This window comes from Ornithinibacillus liuyingii, from assembly GCF_055550225.1.
Window position 1 is genome coordinate 1 of the sequence record NZ_JBPWOS010000002.1, and the last position, 18541, is coordinate 18541.

General features: G+C 36.7%; 18 protein-coding genes. 11 read left to right on the forward strand and 7 right to left on the reverse strand.

Annotated elements, in window-relative coordinates:
* Window positions 1-586: 586 nt before the first annotated feature.
* The 4 genes from ACSKT4_RS02880 (at window position 587) to ACSKT4_RS02895 (ending at window position 3409) form a co-directional block, all read left to right on the forward strand.
* Window positions 587-916: a PadR family transcriptional regulator gene (locus ACSKT4_RS02880; protein ID WP_186870767.1), complete on the forward strand. Its 330-nt coding sequence runs from the start codon at window positions 587-589 to the stop codon at window positions 914-916.
* On the forward strand, window positions 913-1341 hold the full coding sequence (locus ACSKT4_RS02885; protein WP_186870768.1) for a permease prefix domain 1-containing protein: 429 nt from the start codon (window positions 913-915) through the stop codon (window positions 1339-1341). Before ACSKT4_RS02880 ends, ACSKT4_RS02885 begins: the two co-directional genes overlap by 4 nt.
* 1 nt (window position 1342) lies before the next feature.
* On the forward strand, window positions 1343-1975 hold the full coding sequence (locus tag ACSKT4_RS02890) for a hypothetical protein (RefSeq protein ID WP_186870769.1): 633 nt from the start codon (window positions 1343-1345) through the stop codon (window positions 1973-1975).
* A gap of 246 nt (window positions 1976-2221) precedes the next feature.
* Entirely contained in the window at window positions 2222-3409 is a 1188-nt protein-coding gene (locus ACSKT4_RS02895) for a DUF4317 domain-containing protein (RefSeq protein WP_186870770.1), read from the forward strand.
* Between the two features lie 176 nt (window positions 3410-3585).
* On the opposite strand, the gene ACSKT4_RS02900 is transcribed toward ACSKT4_RS02895, so the two are convergent.
* Entirely contained in the window at window positions 3586-4155 is a 570-nt protein-coding gene (locus tag ACSKT4_RS02900; protein ID WP_186870771.1) for a TetR/AcrR family transcriptional regulator, read from the reverse strand.
* Between the two features lie 264 nt (window positions 4156-4419).
* Here ACSKT4_RS02900 and ACSKT4_RS02905 point away from each other — a divergent pair, with 264 nt between their 5' ends.
* Entirely contained in the window at window positions 4420-6363 is a 1944-nt protein-coding gene (locus ACSKT4_RS02905) for an efflux RND transporter permease subunit (RefSeq protein ID WP_222619073.1), read from the forward strand.
* A 2-nt stretch (window positions 6364-6365) separates the two neighbouring features.
* Complete coding sequence (locus ACSKT4_RS02910) at window positions 6366-8186, forward strand: YhgE/Pip domain-containing protein (RefSeq protein WP_366481256.1); 1821 nt, start codon at window positions 6366-6368, stop codon at window positions 8184-8186.
* Between the two features lie 61 nt (window positions 8187-8247).
* On the opposite strand, the gene ACSKT4_RS02915 is transcribed toward ACSKT4_RS02910, so the two are convergent.
* The 4 genes from ACSKT4_RS02915 to ACSKT4_RS02930 all read right to left on the reverse strand — a co-directional run bounded on the left by ACSKT4_RS02915 (window position 8248) and on the right by ACSKT4_RS02930 (window position 10323).
* A complete protein-coding gene (locus tag ACSKT4_RS02915) occupies window positions 8248-8967 on the reverse strand; it encodes a nucleotidyltransferase domain-containing protein (RefSeq protein WP_186870773.1) in 720 nt (239 codons plus the stop codon).
* Between the two features lie 65 nt (window positions 8968-9032).
* Window positions 9033-9380 (reverse strand): hypothetical protein, encoded by a 348-nt coding sequence (locus tag ACSKT4_RS02920; protein WP_186870774.1) that lies wholly within the window; start codon window positions 9378-9380, stop codon window positions 9033-9035.
* 168 nt (window positions 9381-9548) lie between these two features.
* Window positions 9549-9998, reverse strand: coding sequence for a GNAT family N-acetyltransferase (locus ACSKT4_RS02925; protein ID WP_186870775.1), 450 nt, complete (start codon window positions 9996-9998; stop codon window positions 9549-9551).
* Window positions 9999-10032: 34 nt separating this feature from the next.
* Entirely contained in the window at window positions 10033-10323 is a 291-nt protein-coding gene (locus ACSKT4_RS02930; RefSeq protein ID WP_186870776.1) for an RNA polymerase alpha subunit C-terminal domain-containing protein, read from the reverse strand.
* A 215-nt stretch (window positions 10324-10538) separates the two neighbouring features.
* On the opposite strand from ACSKT4_RS02930, the gene ACSKT4_RS02935 reads away from it, so the two are divergent.
* The 3 genes from ACSKT4_RS02935 (at window position 10539) to ACSKT4_RS02945 (ending at window position 13194) form a co-directional block, all read left to right on the forward strand.
* On the forward strand, window positions 10539-11642 hold the full coding sequence (locus ACSKT4_RS02935; RefSeq protein WP_186870777.1) for a DUF4145 domain-containing protein: 1104 nt from the start codon (window positions 10539-10541) through the stop codon (window positions 11640-11642).
* 76 nt (window positions 11643-11718) lie between these two features.
* On the forward strand, window positions 11719-12651 hold the full coding sequence (locus tag ACSKT4_RS02940; RefSeq protein WP_186870870.1) for a nucleoside hydrolase: 933 nt from the start codon (window positions 11719-11721) through the stop codon (window positions 12649-12651).
* Between the two features lie 147 nt (window positions 12652-12798).
* Window positions 12799-13194 (forward strand): VOC family protein, encoded by a 396-nt coding sequence (locus tag ACSKT4_RS02945; RefSeq protein WP_186870778.1) that lies wholly within the window; start codon window positions 12799-12801, stop codon window positions 13192-13194.
* Between the two features lie 116 nt (window positions 13195-13310).
* Here ACSKT4_RS02945 and ACSKT4_RS02950 read toward each other — a convergent pair whose 3' ends face one another.
* Together ACSKT4_RS02950 and ACSKT4_RS02955 are read right to left on the reverse strand one after the other, a co-directional pair.
* On the reverse strand, window positions 13311-14510 hold the full coding sequence (locus ACSKT4_RS02950) for an MFS transporter (RefSeq protein ID WP_186870779.1): 1200 nt from the start codon (window positions 14508-14510) through the stop codon (window positions 13311-13313).
* Between the two features lie 11 nt (window positions 14511-14521).
* Window positions 14522-14905, reverse strand: coding sequence for a MarR family winged helix-turn-helix transcriptional regulator (locus tag ACSKT4_RS02955; protein WP_211741955.1), 384 nt, complete (start codon window positions 14903-14905; stop codon window positions 14522-14524).
* Between the two features lie 195 nt (window positions 14906-15100).
* On the opposite strand from ACSKT4_RS02955, the gene ACSKT4_RS02960 reads away from it, so the two are divergent.
* Window positions 15101-16765: a ribonuclease J gene (locus ACSKT4_RS02960; protein ID WP_465822782.1), complete on the forward strand. Its 1665-nt coding sequence runs from the start codon at window positions 15101-15103 to the stop codon at window positions 16763-16765.
* Window positions 16766-16928: 163 nt separating this feature from the next.
* Complete coding sequence (locus ACSKT4_RS02965; RefSeq protein ID WP_186870782.1) at window positions 16929-18455, forward strand: Ppx/GppA family phosphatase; 1527 nt, start codon at window positions 16929-16931, stop codon at window positions 18453-18455.
* The last annotated feature ends 86 nt before the right edge of the window (window positions 18456-18541 follow it).

Below are 18541 nucleotides of genomic sequence, written 5' to 3' on the forward strand. Positions count from 1 at the left end.
AAAAGAAAAATTGACTGGACTGAGTCCGGTAGAATACCGAACTCAATCCAGTCAATCAGCTGCATAATATAAACTCTAACTTTAAGGGGTTGCCACCATCCTAGGCATTTTTGTTTAATTAATTACTAAGTCCAACCTTGTGATAGACAACATATATTTCTGTTTACCCTATTTACTGATATAAAAATAAAGGGTTGGTCAGTTTTCCATCGTTCAACGTAGGATATAATAATGGTAAAAAAATTCAGAAGCTCCTAAGAAAAATGAAATGATAATGCCATAGGGTGAACAAAAAAGGCCGAAAGGTAAATCTAATGCCAGTAATAGGAAAAGTTAAAAGTATTTTCGATAAGTAAAAAACCGGATGAAATAGAAGTCGAAGTTCTATTCCATTCGGTATTTCTTATGTAGTTAGCAAAATAATAACCTTTTTTATTTGCTGAATGTGGATTAGTAAATTTATTCCTACAGAATTAATATGAAACAAATTTAAAATTACTTTGACAGATAGAGTACTCTGTATTAAATTACTCTATCAGATAGAACTCTATGTGACAAAGTAATATATAGAGGAAGGAGTGTCAGTTTGATTAGAAGTGATATTATTCGCGGACATCTGGATTCCATTATTTTGCGGTTAATTATGGAAAAGGATCGCTATGGCTATGAAATATCAAAGGAGATTAGTCAACGCACAGATGAGCGATTTCAGATAAAAGAAGCAACCTTATACGCTGTATTTCAACGATTGGAGAAAAAGGAATTAATTGAATCCTATTATGGTAGTGAATCAAAGGGTGGTAAAAGGAAATATTACCGAATCACCACTCTTGGAAAAGCTTTTTTAAAAGAAACGGTGAATGAATGGCAAGAAACGAAGGCAATTATTGATATATTTATGGAGGGATTAAATTGAAAAAGTTAACTCAGCATGTGAATGATTTATTTAAGGAAGTTCCCGAAAGTAAGGATAAAGAAGTCGTCATGCAAGAAGTACTCCAGAACCTTGAAGAGAAAGTCTGGGATTTAATGCAACAAGGAAAAGAGGAAGAAGATGCCATTAATAAGGCAATTGTTGAGTTTGGTGATATCGAAGACTTAAAAGAAGAGCTGGGAGTTTCTGATGTAGCTGAGCCTAACAAGTCAGTAAATAGCTTAAAAAATAGGAAATTAAATTTAGAATACTCTATTTGGGCAAGCCTGTTGCTTATCGGACTATTTGTATTTATTAACTTTTATTATTCCCCCCAAGTTATTTGGTTTGTATATCCAACATTTGCGATTCTATGGTGGCCATTATCAATGTATTACCGATGGTTAAAAGTAAAAAGGGGGGAATAAGATGAAAAAATATGAATGGCGTTTTGTTAGCGCTGGAAGTGTACTAACGATCATTTTTTTAATCGTAGTAAATCTTATAACGGGGGCTCAATATCCTTGGTTTATTTATCCCGCTCTTCTACTGTTGTTAATACCATTTGGAATTTACTCTATTATCGAAAAAAAGCACATGTTGTTTTCACTGGTCGGAAGTTTCGTGATTTTTGTATATTTAGTCATCGAAAATATCATCCAAACGCCAGATTATCCGTGGGTTCTATATGCTGTGGCACCTATTGTGTTTTGGCCTATTCTTATGATCTTGGAAAAACGTATTAAAAACATGTCTGTGGCAATTACGATGAGTGCAGTATGGATTCTATATTACATTAGTTTAAATTTCTATTTAGCACCAGGCTATCCATGGGCTATTTTCCCAGCCTTTGCGATTCTATGGTGGCCAATTTCACTATACCATGCTAAGAGAAAATCATACTTTTCCTTATCCATCCATGCTGCATTATTCATTAGCTTATTTTTTATCAGTGTAAATGTTTTTTTCTCACCGAGTGAAGTTTGGGCGGTTTATCCTATATTTGCCGTTTTATGGTGGCCTTTGAGTATGTATTATTTTTACTATCGCCGGCAAGTTTGATTAGGTTTCTCTAATTGTATGAATTATAATTTTTAATTCCCAATTAGATTAAGTTTAACATTTATTAATGTCCCAAGTGACCTGTATCCACTTGGGACATTCTGTGATTTAATAATGTTTTTTTTGTAATAAAAAGTAGGCTATTTATTTATATGTTTTCCGTCAAGCTAGGTTTCTAGGAATATGATAAAATGAAAGAACTTAACCATAAAGTCATGCTAACAAACAACTTAGGAGTGTAAAAACTTGAACAAAAAAGACATCGCAAATATTCGTAAACAATTTAAAGTTAACAATGATTTATTAAAAATACATGATATTTACTATGTATACATTATGAAAGAATCGAGCGAAATTTACCATCATCAAAGCTTCCCTTTTGATTTATTAGAAGAAGAACAAAAAGAATTATTTATGGATAACTTTAAGAAAGTACTCTCTGGTCAAATGGATGAGAAATTATTTGAATTGAAGTTTCTGCGTGATGTGGAAGATAGTAGTCAGCTAATTTTACATCAAGGGTTACTTGCGAATGAGACTGAAGAATGGAAGAACCAAATGCTTCGACTCGTGGAGAAGATGCTTCATGATAAGCAATACGAGATGGATATTGTGATAACCTTTATCCGTGGTGAATATATGAAACCGATGAAGAAGAGTACCGAATCGGAGGAAAGTGACCGTGATACGGTTTATGCCAATCCGTTCATTCTTTGTAGTATGAACAGAACGCTAGACCCTAAAAAAGAATTACTGTTTGACTATGTCGAAAAGGAATTTAAATACAATATTGTAGTAGACCCGATTATTAATTTGAAGGCGCCACTATCTGGATTTCTTTTCCCTTGTTTTACCGAGAATGCTGCAGATGTTAATCACATTTTATATGCAGCAGGGAAGAAGTTTGAATTAGACTACCACTTCATTGAAGAAGTGCTGAATGCGGAAGAGATCATGACTGCTGCCGATGATAAAGTAGTATTTGAAGAAATCGTAAAGAAAGTAACTGGTGATCAAATCAGTACATCAACCCTTTCCAATGTATATGATGAAATCCATCGTGTAGTTGAAGAAAATGAAGAGGAAGAAGTGCCTCGTTTAGATTATAAAGATGTGGAGAAAGTATTAAGAAGCAGTGGTGTACAAGATGTCGATACGGAAAAAGTAGAAACGGCATTTAAAACGGTTATTGATGATGAAAAATATGAGTTTAAGGCGACGAATATTGTACCGAAATTTACTTCTAAATCCATTAAAATAAAAACAAAGGTAGCAGATATAGCCGTTAGTCCACCCGAACTAAGACATGTTAAACAGGTTAAGTTTGATGGGAAACTATACATGATGATTGAACTTGAAGAGAATCCGTTAATCGAAGGATTTGAAATGATTCCAGAAGCATTATTTAACAAGGCAAATGACGAGCAAGAGTAAGTTTTTACCTATATGGTAAGTGCTTTGAATGCTGTCAAATGATTATAAACGGTATTTAGCAGTTTTTTAGCAAAGCAAATGGTCATAGTCGTGTGAAGGAATACTAAAACCTAACTATGTATTTTCTAGACAAAGCACTTAATTGAGGTGCTTTGTCTCTTTTGTTTCGGGTCTTCTCATCTAACACCTTCAACCCCTTTATTGATCAGATCATTAATCAACCTTGCCATTTCCTTTGGAGATTGAACCATCCCCTTTGCCATCCACATTTTAATAACTTGGATACCGCCGCTGATGATAAATGTGCTAATATATTTGGATGTATCCTGATCAAAGTCATATATATCCATCCAGTTCTTTATCATGAAACTCTCTGCAACGTTGGTAACTTTTTGTTGGAAAGTCGAATCAGCGCCTTCATTTAGCAGTGTTAAACATTCTTCATGCTTGGAGGAAAAGTAATCCAATAGGCTAACCGTCATATCGATTGCTTCATCTTCCTCGTGAAGATTAGCAGTATTTAAATAGTGCTTTAGGTCTTCGATTAGTTCATCCTCAATTTGTGTCAGGAGGGCATATTGGTCTGGATAATGTGCGTAAAAGGTAGACCGATTGATATCAGCCATCTCACATATTTCTTTTATGGTGATGGAAGAGAGCGGCTTTTCCTTTAATAACTGCATCAAACTATCCTTTAATACCATTCGAGTGTACTTTTTTCTTCTATCCAATTTTTCAGAAGTCATATAATTCTCCTCCACGTTCACGTTATCCAACATAAATGGAAAATCTGTTGCGAAATGTACGAATTTTACAAAACTGTTTGTTGTTAAACCAACATAGTGTCTTTTATAATATTATAGTGGATTTTTTGTTTAGGCAAGGAAGGGTGAACAATAATCGATATTGCAGCAAGAATTATAAAAAATAAAAAGCCAATTGTGATTGCTTTTATTCTCTTTACCATTATTAGTGTAGTCGCTCAGTTTGCGGTTTCCGTCAACTACAATATGATAGACTACTTGCCAGAGGATGCCCAGTCAACAAAGGCGCTGGAATTAATGGAACAAGAATTTGATGGAGCAGTTCCGAATACACGTGTCATGGTGAATGATGTTTCCATTCAGGAAGCCCTTATCATGAAAGAAGAGCTCGCATCGATTGATGGGGTGTCCGATGTTACTTGGTTGGATGATGCGATTGATATAAAGACCCCCATCGAAATGGCGGATAAGGAAACGGTTGAAACCTATTATAAAGATGATAATGCATTATTCACCTTTAGTGTTGCTTCCGGAAAAGAGGTGGAAGCAACCGATGCTATTTATGAATTAGTGGGTGACGATGGAGCTGTCTCAGGTGAGGCACTAAATACAGCTACTCAACAGAAGATGGCAGTTTCGGAAACGATGTATGCAGCAGCCCTACTAGTACCGATTATCATTCTTATTCTAGTCATATCAACGAACTCGTGGATTGAGCCTGTGTTCTTTTTAACAGCTATTGGGGTATCCGTCTTAATCAACTTAGGAACTAATATCTTTATCGGCGAAGTTTCCTTTGTTACACAATCTGTTGCACCAATCTTACAGCTCGCAGTTTCACTAGATTATGCGATATTCCTTTTGCATAGTTTCTCGGATTATCGCCAGAAAGTATCCGATCCAACAGAAGCTATGAGACTAGCAATGAAGCGGTCGTTCCCTGCGATTATCGCTAGTGCATCTACTACCTTCTTTGGATTTATCGCGCTTACATTTATGCAATTTGAAATCGGCTCTGATCTAGGGTTAAACCTAGTAAAGGGAATCGTTCTAAGTTTTATCAGTGTCATGGTCTTCTTACCGGCATTGACATTATTGTTTTACAAATGGATTGATAAGACACAGCATAAGCCATTACTTCCAGCATTCAAAAACATTGGTAAGCGAGTTGTTAAAGTAAAAGTGCCAAGTCTACTCATTGTATTTATCTTGCTCGTGCCAGCGTTTTTAGCACAAGGTCAAACTAATTTTATTTATGGGATTGGAGACCAACCAGAATCTACTCGTGCTGGTAGTGATATTGCTAAGATTGAAGAAGTCTTTGGCAAAAGCACACAAATGGTATTACTTGTGCCAAAAGGTGACATTGCGAAGGAAGAAGCATTGGTAAGAGAATTAGAGGATATGAATCCTGTGAAAAGTGTTCTTGCCTATGTAAATACGGTCGGTTCCGCAATACCAGCCGAGTACTTGGATCAATCTGTGACGGAGCAGTTTTATTCAGAGCATTATAGCCGAATAATCCTCCAGACGAATACGGAAGCAGAGGGAGATCAGGCATTTAATTTTATAGAAGAAGTACAGGAAATGACAAAAGGTTATTATGGAGATGAAGCATACTCTTTAGGGGAAGCTGTAACCTTGTATGATATGAAAAATGTAGTACAGAAGGATAACACCGTCGTTAACGTCCTGACGGTTGTAACGATTGCTTTCGTACTTTTGATTACCTTTAAATCAATTACCTTCCCAATCGTACTCTTGCTTACGATTCAATCAGCAGTTTGGATTAACTTATCGATTCCATACTTTACGAATTCCTCTTTAGTATTTGTTGGGTATTTGATTGTCAGTACGGTACAGCTAGCAGCAACAGTCGATTATGCGATTTTGCTAACGGAGGCATATAAAGAAAATCGAAAAGAAATGTCGGCAATGAAGGCGATTAAGAAAACATTAGATGAAAAAATATTCTCTATTGCAATTTCTGCATCGATATTATCTAGTGTTGGCTTTATTCTATGGATTACCTCTTCAAATCCAATCGTCGCATCCATAGGGTTGTTACTTGGACGTGGAGCATTATTAGCCTTTATCATGGTAGTATTCTTCCTACCTGCTTGTCTTTTAGTGTTTGATAGAGTAATAGATAAAACTACCTGGAAAGCAAACTATTATAAGGAGAAATGATGATGAGGAGATTGAAAAAGATACTACTAGTCTTTGCTACTGTTATCCTTCTATTGCCGTCATTTCTTGTAACTGCCAATGCAACGAATGACAGCAATAAACAGGAAAGTACTGCACAAGAAAAAGGAGAAATTACTGCTAAAGATGAAGTAATTTACGCGACTTTAGATACAGCTGGTAAAAGTAATGAAATCTATGTTGTTAACACATTGGATATAGCAAAAGCAGGAATGATTACCGATTACGGTACGTATACGAGCTTGAGAAACTTATCAGATATACAGGAGTTAAACAAGCAAGGAGATGCAGTGACTTTTTCTGCTTCTGAAGGGAAATTTTATTATCAAGGGAATATCAATGATGCAGCCCTACCTTGGGATATTACAATATCCTATTTCTTAGACGGGAAGGAGATTTCTCCAGAAGACTTGGCTGGAGAAGATGGCCATGTAACAATTCGGATTGAGACAGCTATCAATGAGTCTGTGAATCCAGTATTTATGGAGAATTATTTGTTACAAATCTCTGTTCCACTTAATACGGAAATATTTACTAACATTAAAGCAGATGACGGTATGATTGCAAATGCTGGTAAGGATAAGCAAGTGACATTTACCGTAATGCCTGAAAATGAAGCGGAATTAGAGGTTGAAGCGGATGTCGTAGACTTTGAAATAGATGGTATCAGCTTTACTGGAAATCCTTCTTCGATGTCCATTGATGGAATAGATGTTGATGGCATGACAGGGGATATTCAGTCGTTATCGGACGCTATTGAGGCAATAAATGATGGTGTTAGAGAGTTGCATAATGGAGTTTCCGAACTGAATGCTGGTACTTCACAGCTAGTAGATGGATCGAAACAATATCAAGATGGTGTTAAGGAGCTTGCAAATTCCTCTACAGATCTAGTAAGTGGTTCGAAAGAATTAGAAGAAGCATTGACAACATTGAATAGTTCTCTTAGTAGTACAGAAGAGATGGATATGTCTGGATTGGAGGGGTTAATAGGTGGACTATACCAATTATCCGATGGTCTTGGAGAAATAGGGAACGGTTTAAATGAACTAAAAACGAATTATCGTGATGCTTATGATGCACTGGATAAGGCGATAAATGAAATCCCGGCATATCAAATTACCAATGCAGAAATAAGTGCCTTGAGAGAAAGTGGAGCTGATCAAGAAGTAATCAATCGTTTATTAGCAACATATGAAGCGGCACAGAAGGTAAAAGGGACATATTCCGCAGTGAAACCGGGATTTGATGCAGTTGGTGAAACGTTAACAGGTGTGAATAAATCGCTAAGTGAAATGGCTAATCAAGTAGATAAAATGGCCAATGAGCTTTCGACCTTCCTAGAGGAAGATGGAATGGATGGTTTCAGCGAATTACAGGAAGGGATTGCAATGCTGTCAGCCAACTATAAAGCATTCCATTCAGGCTTAGTAGAATATACTGGTGGAGTTAGTCAGATCGCTAGTGCCTATAATGAAGTACACAGTGGAATGGTAAAGCTTTCTGAAGGTACTATTGAGCTAGAAAATGGCGTTGGGGAACTTCATGATGGCACAAATGAGCTAAGCGATTCTACAAGTAATCTACCAGAACAAATGACGGAAGAAATCGATGAGATGATGTCTGACTATGATAAGTCTGATTTTGAACCTGTATCATTTGTGTCTAGCAAGAATGAAAAAGTAAATTCTGTACAGTTTGTATTTAAAACAGAAAGTATTCAACAGGAAGAACCAGAAGAAAATAATGAGCCTGTGGAAGAGAAAAAAGGATTTTGGGAGTTATTTTTAGATTTGTTTAGATAACAAAAGCACCTGACATCATTGCTATTCATGCAATAATGTCAGGTGTTTCTTTCGTTGAAAATCATTTTTTTCCGATAGAAAAGCCAACGAATAATCGTCCCCCATATGGCTTTAAAATAGTATCTACTAGTCTAATAATATCCCTTTTGGAATCGTTTCTGTAATAATTATCGAACGCCTTAATGAATTGTTCTGTAAATTGAATATCGTATTCTTTTAAGGAACGGACCATCCATTTAGAAGCACCAATCCATTTACGATTCGTTCTTAATACAAATTCACTCACAAGTTCAGCAAGTGTATTCGCAATAAAAATACCTTCTAATCGATTGTTGCAACCTATAAAATCCTCAAGGGTATCCGTTATAAAATATCGTTTTGTAGTTATCGTTTCAGTTGACCATACTTCAGGACCTTTAGCCAATAATTCTTTTGCTTCACTTTTAATTGCATCTATTACGCCTGTATCCTTCAGAATTATTCCCTCTGATACCATTCGAGGTAAGGAAGGTCTAGCACGTTTGAAATCACTCTCAAAATAATCGCGATAGGAATGGAGATTATGTACGAATAGCTCTATTGGCCACTCACTTACAATTCGTGATTCCCTGTAAGAGGAGCGCGTTGCATTATCGAATATAACAATATCCAGATCAGAAGTTTCTGTTGCTTCACCACGAACAACACTCCCTGCTAGTAGTGCACCATCACAATGAGGAAAGTGATTATTAATAAAATTCTTCGCAACTTTTTCTGGAGCTAATCTATTAGAATGTAGCATAAGTACTCCTTCTTAAACTCTTAATTACCGGAGATTCTTGTTATCTCCTCTAGATAAAGTTTTTATTATTCCACTTTAATAACCTCTAACATATTCGTAGTTGAAATCAAATCAATGGTATGTGAACCGTTGGTATACAAAGTAGAGGCTCCTTCACTGATTTCTTCTTTCCAGCCATTTTTTGATAAAACCCATTTATATATAGAAGGTATTCCATTTTCTTCAGATGCATGAACCCACTCATATCGTTCAGTTAGTTCATCTTTATGAAGGAGTGTTGCAATTTTAGGAACAGGAAATTCATAAAAATCCTCTGATGGCTCATAAAGTAAAAATGTAAGTAAATAGAATACCAGTCCAGCTCCTAACAGAGCGATCACGGAAATGGCAGGCCACTTCTTCTTTTTCTTCAATTTTTACACCTTCCTTTTGTGAGGTAAAAAAATATATAATCCACTAGTCGTCCTGATGATAAATCATAAGCAACATCGCCTGTACTTGATGGGATTGTTCGTGCTTAATTTATAGACAAAGTGAAGATAGCAAACGATAAAACCTATATGTTTTTTAAATAAGAGAAATTACAAATCCATATAATGAGTGGAATGAGGATAGCGATTACTTTTTAAAAATCCAAGACTTGTATAAAATCTATCTGCTCGCTCGGTGTCTGTAAATAGTATCAATACATTAAAATGGTCTGTAGCCTCGAGTATTATTCTTTTCACTAAAAGACTGCCTAGACCTAATCTTCTATGTGTCTTCTTGACGTAAAACCTTCTTAATCTACCGATAGTAGGTGTAGAAGAGAAAGGGTCGATATTCACGCCACCAATAGCAATAAGTGTATTATCTTGATCGAAAACACCATATAAAGCCTCGCCTCGTTTATGAAATGTATTTGTTCCACTTTTATACTCATGTATTAACCGCTCGAAAAAGTGGAAGCCTTCATTTCTACTCTGTAGCCATAAATCCTTACACTCTATAGTAAGTAGATTATTTATTTTCCTAATTACATATTCCACCATATTATCTCCTTTAACTAGGAGTTACATATTTTACTTAATCTTTAAACGATAACCCTTCTTCTTCCAATGAAGCCTTCAATACAGGTATGGATGCTGGACCGATTCCGTGGAATTTTAGTATTTCTTTTTCCGTGTAGCTGGATAGTTCCTCCAAAGTCTGAATGCCTTCGTGAATTAACGCGTTTCTTGCGGGTGAACTGAGTTTGGAGAGGAAGCCGCTTTTGGGTTTATTTTCTTTATCACAAGTAGGGCAGCTTCGGCAGTCGCTACTCTTATAATACTTATGACCTTTTTCGCATATCTTTAATATCTTTCCATCTGACAATGTAACCCCTCCTACTAATGTCTACCTAATTTTAAAGCATAGAGTCTCTTAGATACTATATTCTGATTATATTCTAGCATAGGATTCTGATTTTTCTAATCTATTTTATTAAAAAGTATTTATACTAGTAATATTTTTCTAGTTCAAGATTAGTACGCTAACGCCACTAAAAATGGTAGGATAGAAAGATAGATTTTTTTTTGGAGGAAACACAAATGCAACAGGAATTATACTTCTATCGATTTTTAGAACCAGTTTCGAAGGACTTAGCACATATTGCTAAACAATTAGAAAATAGTATCTTTACTAGTCCGCGTGTGGTTTTGACACACTCTAGAATATTTATTGAACATATCCTACAAAAGGTAATCGAAATCGAGAATCTTTCCCAAATTCGCAAGGGAATGCTTATGGAGCAAGTTAATCTACTGGATGAGAATGGCTATCTTACAGATGAAATCCGTGATGCACTTCATTATGTAAGGATGCAGGGGAATCAGGCTGCACACGATCCGAGGAAGTTCCGTTATTCGGAGGCACTTCTATGTTGGGAGGCTATTTATACAATAGTGAAATGGTTTGTTGAAGTATATGGTTCTTATGATATCGAGGTTCCAGAGTATCATGACCCGTCTCCACGAAAGCAGCAAACCTTCGATATACAAGAATTGGTGTTTAAGCTTGATGCATTAGAGGAGAAACTGGCAGCAGCGATTACAAACCCACAAGAAGAAGTAGAGGTTGTTGCTACGTTGGAAAAAGAAATGACGGAAGAATTACCAGGAGATACTACCATTCGTACGATATCTTATAAAGGTCAATATCTAGATATACCGTATTTTCTTCGTGATGCATTTCTCCTTCCTCAGCGTTTTCCAAAGTCAGAGACCTTTTTAATTAGGTTAGGTGCTGAGCAGCATGGAAGAATCATGAGTGAATTACCTAATAATATAGAAGGGCTTGCAAGACATGTGAAGCGATTTTCTGAAAAAAATGAGGAACAATTTTTCGAGGAGTTAAAACTGTTTATTGAGGAAGAAAGGATACGGAGAAAGATAGTCTTAGATAGACCTGGAGAGTTATTCTTCTTTTTCAAAACAGATTACATTGTTGTCACAGAAGAGCTATCGGCTATCCCTTTGACAGACGAATATTTCACCAGTATACCGAATCTATTAAGACAAATGCACGAGGACCAGATAGAGAAGGTCGGCCAGATACCAATGGAATTGCTGATATTGGCAAAATATGACCGTGTAGGTGTTGGTACGGTGGAGAAGCTATTTCAACAATTAAAAGAAATGCAAACGAGAAAGTAATGAATTGGAGAAACGAATTGAGCCCCTCCAGACATGATAGTTAGGATGATGGAATATATATCGTGTTAAGGAGGGGATTGCTATAGCTAAAAAAATATTATTCTTTGGAGATCCTGGTATTGATGATTCATTAGCATTGATGTATAGCCTTATTGATCCTACCTTTGAAATTGTAGGGGTGGTAACAAGCTATGGGAATGTGACGAAAGATCAAGCAACTGCGAACGCTGCTTATCTGCTACAATTGGCTGGAAAAACCAATGTGCCTGTAATTCCTGGTGCTGCTCAACCAGTTCAGCAGGATGAGGTGATGTTTTACCCTGAAATCCACGGGGAAGGAATTGGTCCAATCCGTCCTCCAACGAATATGCAATATCAGATTTACCCATTTGATACTATCCGATTAATTATTGAACAATATGGAAATGAACTAATTATTGTTGATACGGGTCGTTCCACAACACTAGCGACTGCGTTTATTTTGTATCCTGACCATATGAGAATGGTTAATGCTTATTACATAATGGGTGGAGCATTCTTTTTTCCAGGAAATGTGACTGCCCTAGCGGAGGCGAACTTTTTTGGTGACCCGACCTCATCTAATTTTATTCTGAAATACGCCCACAATCTAACCATTACACCATTAAATGTCACGCAATATGCCATTCTTACTCCTGATTTAGTGGATGCTATTTCGCATAACAAGAAGAATATTTATGCGTTCATGCTAACACCAGTTTTTGAATACTATTATGAATTTTATAAAGAACAATATCCTGGTATCCCAGGTGCGCCAATACATGATCTATTAACGGTCATGCTCATTAAGACCCCAGATATAGTGGACTATATATACTATGATGCGAAAGTTATTGAAGACGTGGAAGCTAAAGGGATGTCCTATATTGATATTCGTCCAACAAGTCAAACAGGAAAGACTAAAATTGCGATACATCTGCATTATGATAAATTTATTGAGGAATTTAGTAAAGTGATGTTACCTGAGTGAAGAATATACGTTTTAAAGATACTAGCCTGAGGAAGCTGGTATCTTTTTTATTTTACATTACTTTTATTCCGTTTTTGGAGGAGAAAGAGGTAGAGAAGAAGAATAGTTAGAAGTAGAAATAATTTTCAAAAAAATAGGAGGGATAAGATGGGGAGATTAATTCATTTTGAAATTCATGTCGATGAAATGGAGCGTGCTAAGCGTTTTTATGGTGAGGTGTTTGGCTGGAAGTTTGAGGATTGGTCGGATTATGCTGGCATGCCTTATTTCGGGGCTGTTACGGGGGATGATAACGAGCTGGGGATTAATGGTGCCTTAATTAAACGAAATGGTCCATCTCCAGAACCCGGTCAAGCAATGAATGGCTATGCTTGTACAATAGGGGTAGAGGATTACGACCAGACAGAAGAAAAAATAGTACAGCATGGTGGAAAAGTAGCATTGCCAAAGCATGCCCTACCTGGAATGGCTTGGCAAGGTTATTATATAGATACAGAAGGAAACACATTCGGGATTCATCAACCAGATAAGAATGCGAAATAACTTGTTAATTAGGTAAAGAGATAGCATCTAAGTAGTAAGATTGTTTTATTAAAAAAATCAAGGAGCTTTTATTCTGTACGAGCTCCTTGATTATGTTCTTACTAGGACAGTTGTTCCTACGTCATAGAAGCTATTTCCCGGTTGATGCGTTCTTTTTTTCCATGCATGAAATAATAGAGAATCGTTGTGATTAAAACAATTACTCCCATCATGACATAGAGATGCCGGTATCCTGTTAATGGAATGATGAATCCGATGATATATGGTCCAAATCCAAGACCAGCATCGAGAAAGATGTAGTAGGTTGACGTTGCTAGTGCTACCCGATTAGATGGAACGACTTTTACAGCAATGGCCTGGGTGATGGATTGCATATTCCCAAATCCTAACCCCATCAGAATACTCGCAAGTAATAAAGTTACACTTCCATTCGTTACACTTAATAGTAGTAATCCTCCGCCAAAAAGAAGAAATGTCGGATACATTACCGCATTTGCCCCTTTTGTATCCATTAGTCGTCCTGTGAAGGGACGTGATGACAATATACTTGCTCCGTATACGACAAAGAAAATACTAGCGACTTCCACTAAATCAATTTCAATTGCGTAAAAATTAATGAATGACAACACGCTAGCATAACAGAACGAAGTGACAAGTATTATAAGCGCGATAGGGACGGCCTTCGGTTCTATAAAGCTAGAAAGCTTTAATCCATTAGAATTAGATTTAGTTGGAGAAGCTTTTACTTCTGGTATATGGATGAAGAAAGCGATGGCCATGCTAATAATACCTAATACGAAACAAAAGCTAAATATAAGTTGAAAGCTAACATGTTGACTCATAAATATGCCGATGAAAGGACCGATAGCTGTAGCTAGTGTAATACTTAAGCTATAGTAACCAATTCCTTCCCCTTTTCGTTCTTTCGGTATAATCTCAGCTACAATAGTACCTGTAGCAGTACTTGCCATTCCGAGGGCAATTCCATGTAATAATCGCGTAATCATTAAAAAAGTAATTTCGAAATGGATGAAATATAGACAGGAAGTTAGGATGAACGCTAGCAAGCCAATAAATAGCATCCGCTTATTCCCAATAGTCGTAATTAAGCGACCGATGAATAGTCTTCCTATTAAGGTTCCAATGATAAAAATACCTGTAGCAAGTCCAGCCTGACTTTCCGAAGCATGGAACTGTTCGACTACATACACAGCCATCGTTACTAATAGTAAATAAAATACTAAGTACAGAAAAAAGTTAGCTAATGAAATAATGATAAAATCTTTGGTCCATAATTTTGCTTTTATATGATTCAAAATAAATCCCCTTACTTCATGATGTTTTGACGTATTTCTTGTAAAATACGAATGGTTTCTAGTTGTTCCTCTTCTGATATACCGGTCAAAACTTCCTCTTCATATTGATCAATCGTAACACGGACTTCTTGATATACCTTTTGGCCCAGCTTAGTAAGCTGCATGCGCTTTTCTCGCTTATCTTTGCTTGGCTGATGCTCAACATACCCCAAATTTTCTAAGCTGGTCATCGTCCTTGTTACCGTTGGCTTTTCCACACCTTGATATTGGGAAATCTCGACATTCGTTGCAGAGCCATGATGAAATAAATAGTATAAAATCGTCCACTGTGCACGGTGAAGCTGGTGTTTGTTAAGCTCTGTATTTAATCGATTTTCAAACGGTCGGTATAACATAATGAGCTGGTGAAAAAATTTTTGTGAAGTTTTAATCGTAATCGCTCCTTGAAAATAGTTATCATGGATAACGGTTATCTAGGGTAACTATTATACCACAGTAGATAGAGAGAGAAAATAAAAGGATTGCAGCTTTTCTATAAAAAACAATCATTCGGGCATACTAAATCATATTGAATAGCAGGAGGGTAATAAATGAATAGAAATGGTATCGTATCGGTCTTTGCCCTTGGCGGCTTGCATGAAGTGGGGAAAAATATGTACGCGATAGAATGTGGCGAGGATATTGTTGTTATCGATTGCGGAAATAAATTTCCAGATGAAAGCTTACTCGGTATCGATTTAATTATCCCAGATATTTTCTATCTTATAGAAAATAAAGATAGAGTACGTGCATTAATTGTTACACACGGTCATGAAGATCATATTGGTGGTATTCCTTACTTTTTAAAGAAAATAAATGTTCCTGTATATGCAACTCGCTTTACCCTTGGTCTTATTGAGATTAAATTAAAAGAACATCGCTTTCTTCGTGAGAGTGAATTACATGAAATCCATTCTGAATCCGAAATACAAATTGGCGACATGAGTATTAGCTTTTTTAAAGTAAATCATAGTATCCCAGATTGCCTTGGTATTGTATTTAGTACACCAGAAGGAAATATTGTACATACTGGTGACTTTAAGTTTGATTTGACTCCTGCCAATAATGAGCGTTCGGATCTTCACCGAATGGCTGAAATCGGCAACAGAGGGGTCCTATTACTATTATCGGAAAGCACCAATGCAGAGCGCAAAGGGTTTACCCCTTCTGAGCAAATGGTTGGAGATAATTTAGAGAGTATTTTTATGAAATGTAAGCAAAAGGTAATTGTATCTACTTTTGCGTCGAATGTTAGTAGAATTCAACAGGTTATCCATGCTTCAAAGAAAACAAGGCGTAAACTTGCGCTTCTCGGTAGGTCTATGGTTAATGTTGTCGGTGTAGCAATGGAGCGAGGTTATTTAGATGTTCCAAAAGGTATGCTAATCGATGCTCGTGATATTCATGATTTACCACCAGAGATGGTGACAATTCTATGTACCGGAAGCCAGGGGGAAGCAATGGCAGCCCTTAGCCGACTATCTACAGGGAATTTTCGTGGTGTCGATATTTACCCGGAGGATACGGTTATTCTGGCTGCAGGACCTATCCCTGGTAATGAAAAGAATGTCTCTACGATTGTGGATAACCTATATAAGCTAGGGGCACATGTCATTTACGGGTCTGGAAGTAGTTCTGGGATGCATGTGTCAGGTCATGGGTATCAGGAGGATATTAAGCTCATGATTACGCTAATGAAGCCGAAGTATTTTGTCCCGATTCATGGGGAGTATCGGATGCTTTATCACCATCAGCTTCTAGCCGAGTCAGTAGGGGTTGAGCCGGGAAATACATTTATTTTAAAAAATGGAGATGTTGTGGATATCCAGAATTCGGTAGCTCGTAGTACACGAACCGTCCCAGTTGGTAGCACGTATGTAGATGGAATTGATGTAGGGAATATGGAGTTTGTCCTACGTGATCGGAAGCAAATAGCAGAGGACGGGATGTTGATGATTATTCTTCCGATGAGTAGGGAGAATGCTAAAATGCTTGCCGAGCCTGAAATTATCTCGCGAGGCTTTGTCGATAATAATTTCTCCGAACTAAGAAAACGAATGATCCGTATCATTCAAGAGACAGTAGATGAATTACATGCAGCAGACCGATACTCTTGGAATGTGAAAAAGAAACAGGTTAAGCGCCTCATCTCACAGTATATTAAAGAACGGACGAAGAAGGAGCCAATGATAGTTCCCATTCTAATTGAGATTTAGTATTTACTATGGACTTGTTGTATCTAAGTGATATGATAGGTCCTTTTTTCTAGCATCATAACGTAAGAATGGATAGTGAATCTTCGAAATTATACTAATGATAAAATAAAGTGGTAATATAGTGTGTGATGAACTATCCCACAGACAGAAGGGAGCAATTAAATTGGCAGAACGTGTTGGGATTATTGATATAGGATCAAATACGATTAGACTGGTCATTTATGAACGATTAAATTCATGGCAGTATTTTGATGAGATAGAAAATATAAAGGTTACAGCTCGTCTACGTTATTATTTTGATGAGAATCATTCCTTAAATAGAGATGGAATTGCACTATTGATCGCTACGTTAGAGGATTTTAATCAGCTATTAGCACATTATGAGGTGAACGAGTTTACTTGTGTAGCAACGGCATCGATTAGGCAAGCAGTAAATAAGAATGAAATACTAGATATTGTAGAGAAGAAGACACACATAGCAATCAAGCTATTAAGTGAATATGAAGAAGCTTTCTACGGATATAAAGCAGTAATTCATTCTATCCCCACACAGAATGGAATTACCATTGATATTGGCGGTGGTAGTACAGAGGTGACCTATTTTGAAAACCAGAAACTGATCCATTTCCATAGTTTTCCTTTTGGGGCATTGTCCTTAAAGCTACAATTTGTTCAGGGTGATATCCCGACAGAACAGGAAATAGAAGCAATAAGACAATATGTTAAGGAACAATTTCAAGCATTCTCTTGGATTGCGAATAAAAATGTTCCAGTCATCGCGATAGGAGGAAGTGCTAGAAATGCGGGCCAGATTCATCAACGGTTTACAGATTATCCGTTAGAAGAAATGCATCAATATGAGATGGAAATAGAAGACTTGATAACGACGAAAGAAAGATTACTACCATTGACCTATATGGAGTTGCAAAAGACCGATGGATTATCCAAGGACAGGGCAGACACCATTTTACCAGCCTTTGAAGTGTTTGATACGATTTGTCATCTTTCTAACGCTACGAAATTTATCGTAAGCCGTCGTGGACTTCGAGATGGAATTCTGTATGAAAGGTGGCTTGATCATGACCATCATAACTTGCCATTGTTAGATGCCAGCATAGAGAAGTTTCGTAAACATTTTTATATCGGGTCACAGGATGAACGGCAATTAATTACTTTAGCCACCCGTTTCTATGAAGCAGTAAAGAACTTAGGAGGATTGGACCTTCATTTCTCAGAAGAGGATTATCATTTACTTACACTAGGTGGACGCATCTATAACCTAGGAAATCGAACAACGTTGGAAACGAGTAGTAATACGTTTAACTTATTAGTGCATCGAACGCTACTCGGACTGTCTCATCGGGACCGTATTAAACTAGCATTAGTAGCATCCTTTAAAAGCAAAGGTACTTTTCAAAAGTATATCCAACCTTTTAAAGCTTGGTTCACTAAGGAAGAACAAACAAAGCTAAGTATTCTCGGCGCTATATTGAAAGTAGCCCAATGTTTAAATATATCCAATAACAATACAGTAGAGGATGTAGAAATCATCCAGGAACAATCTGGTAAATGGCTGTTGCAAATTAGTTGTAACGGATACTATCGACCGGAAGAATATCATGTAGAAAAACAGAAGAAGCATTTAGAAAAGCTATTAAAAGTGTCCATTACTACAGAATTTCAACTTTAGTAAAGCATCTCCTTATTGACTAATAATTAACAGAAATTTTACAATTGATTAACAAATGGATAGTAGTCAATTGATATAATTTGGAT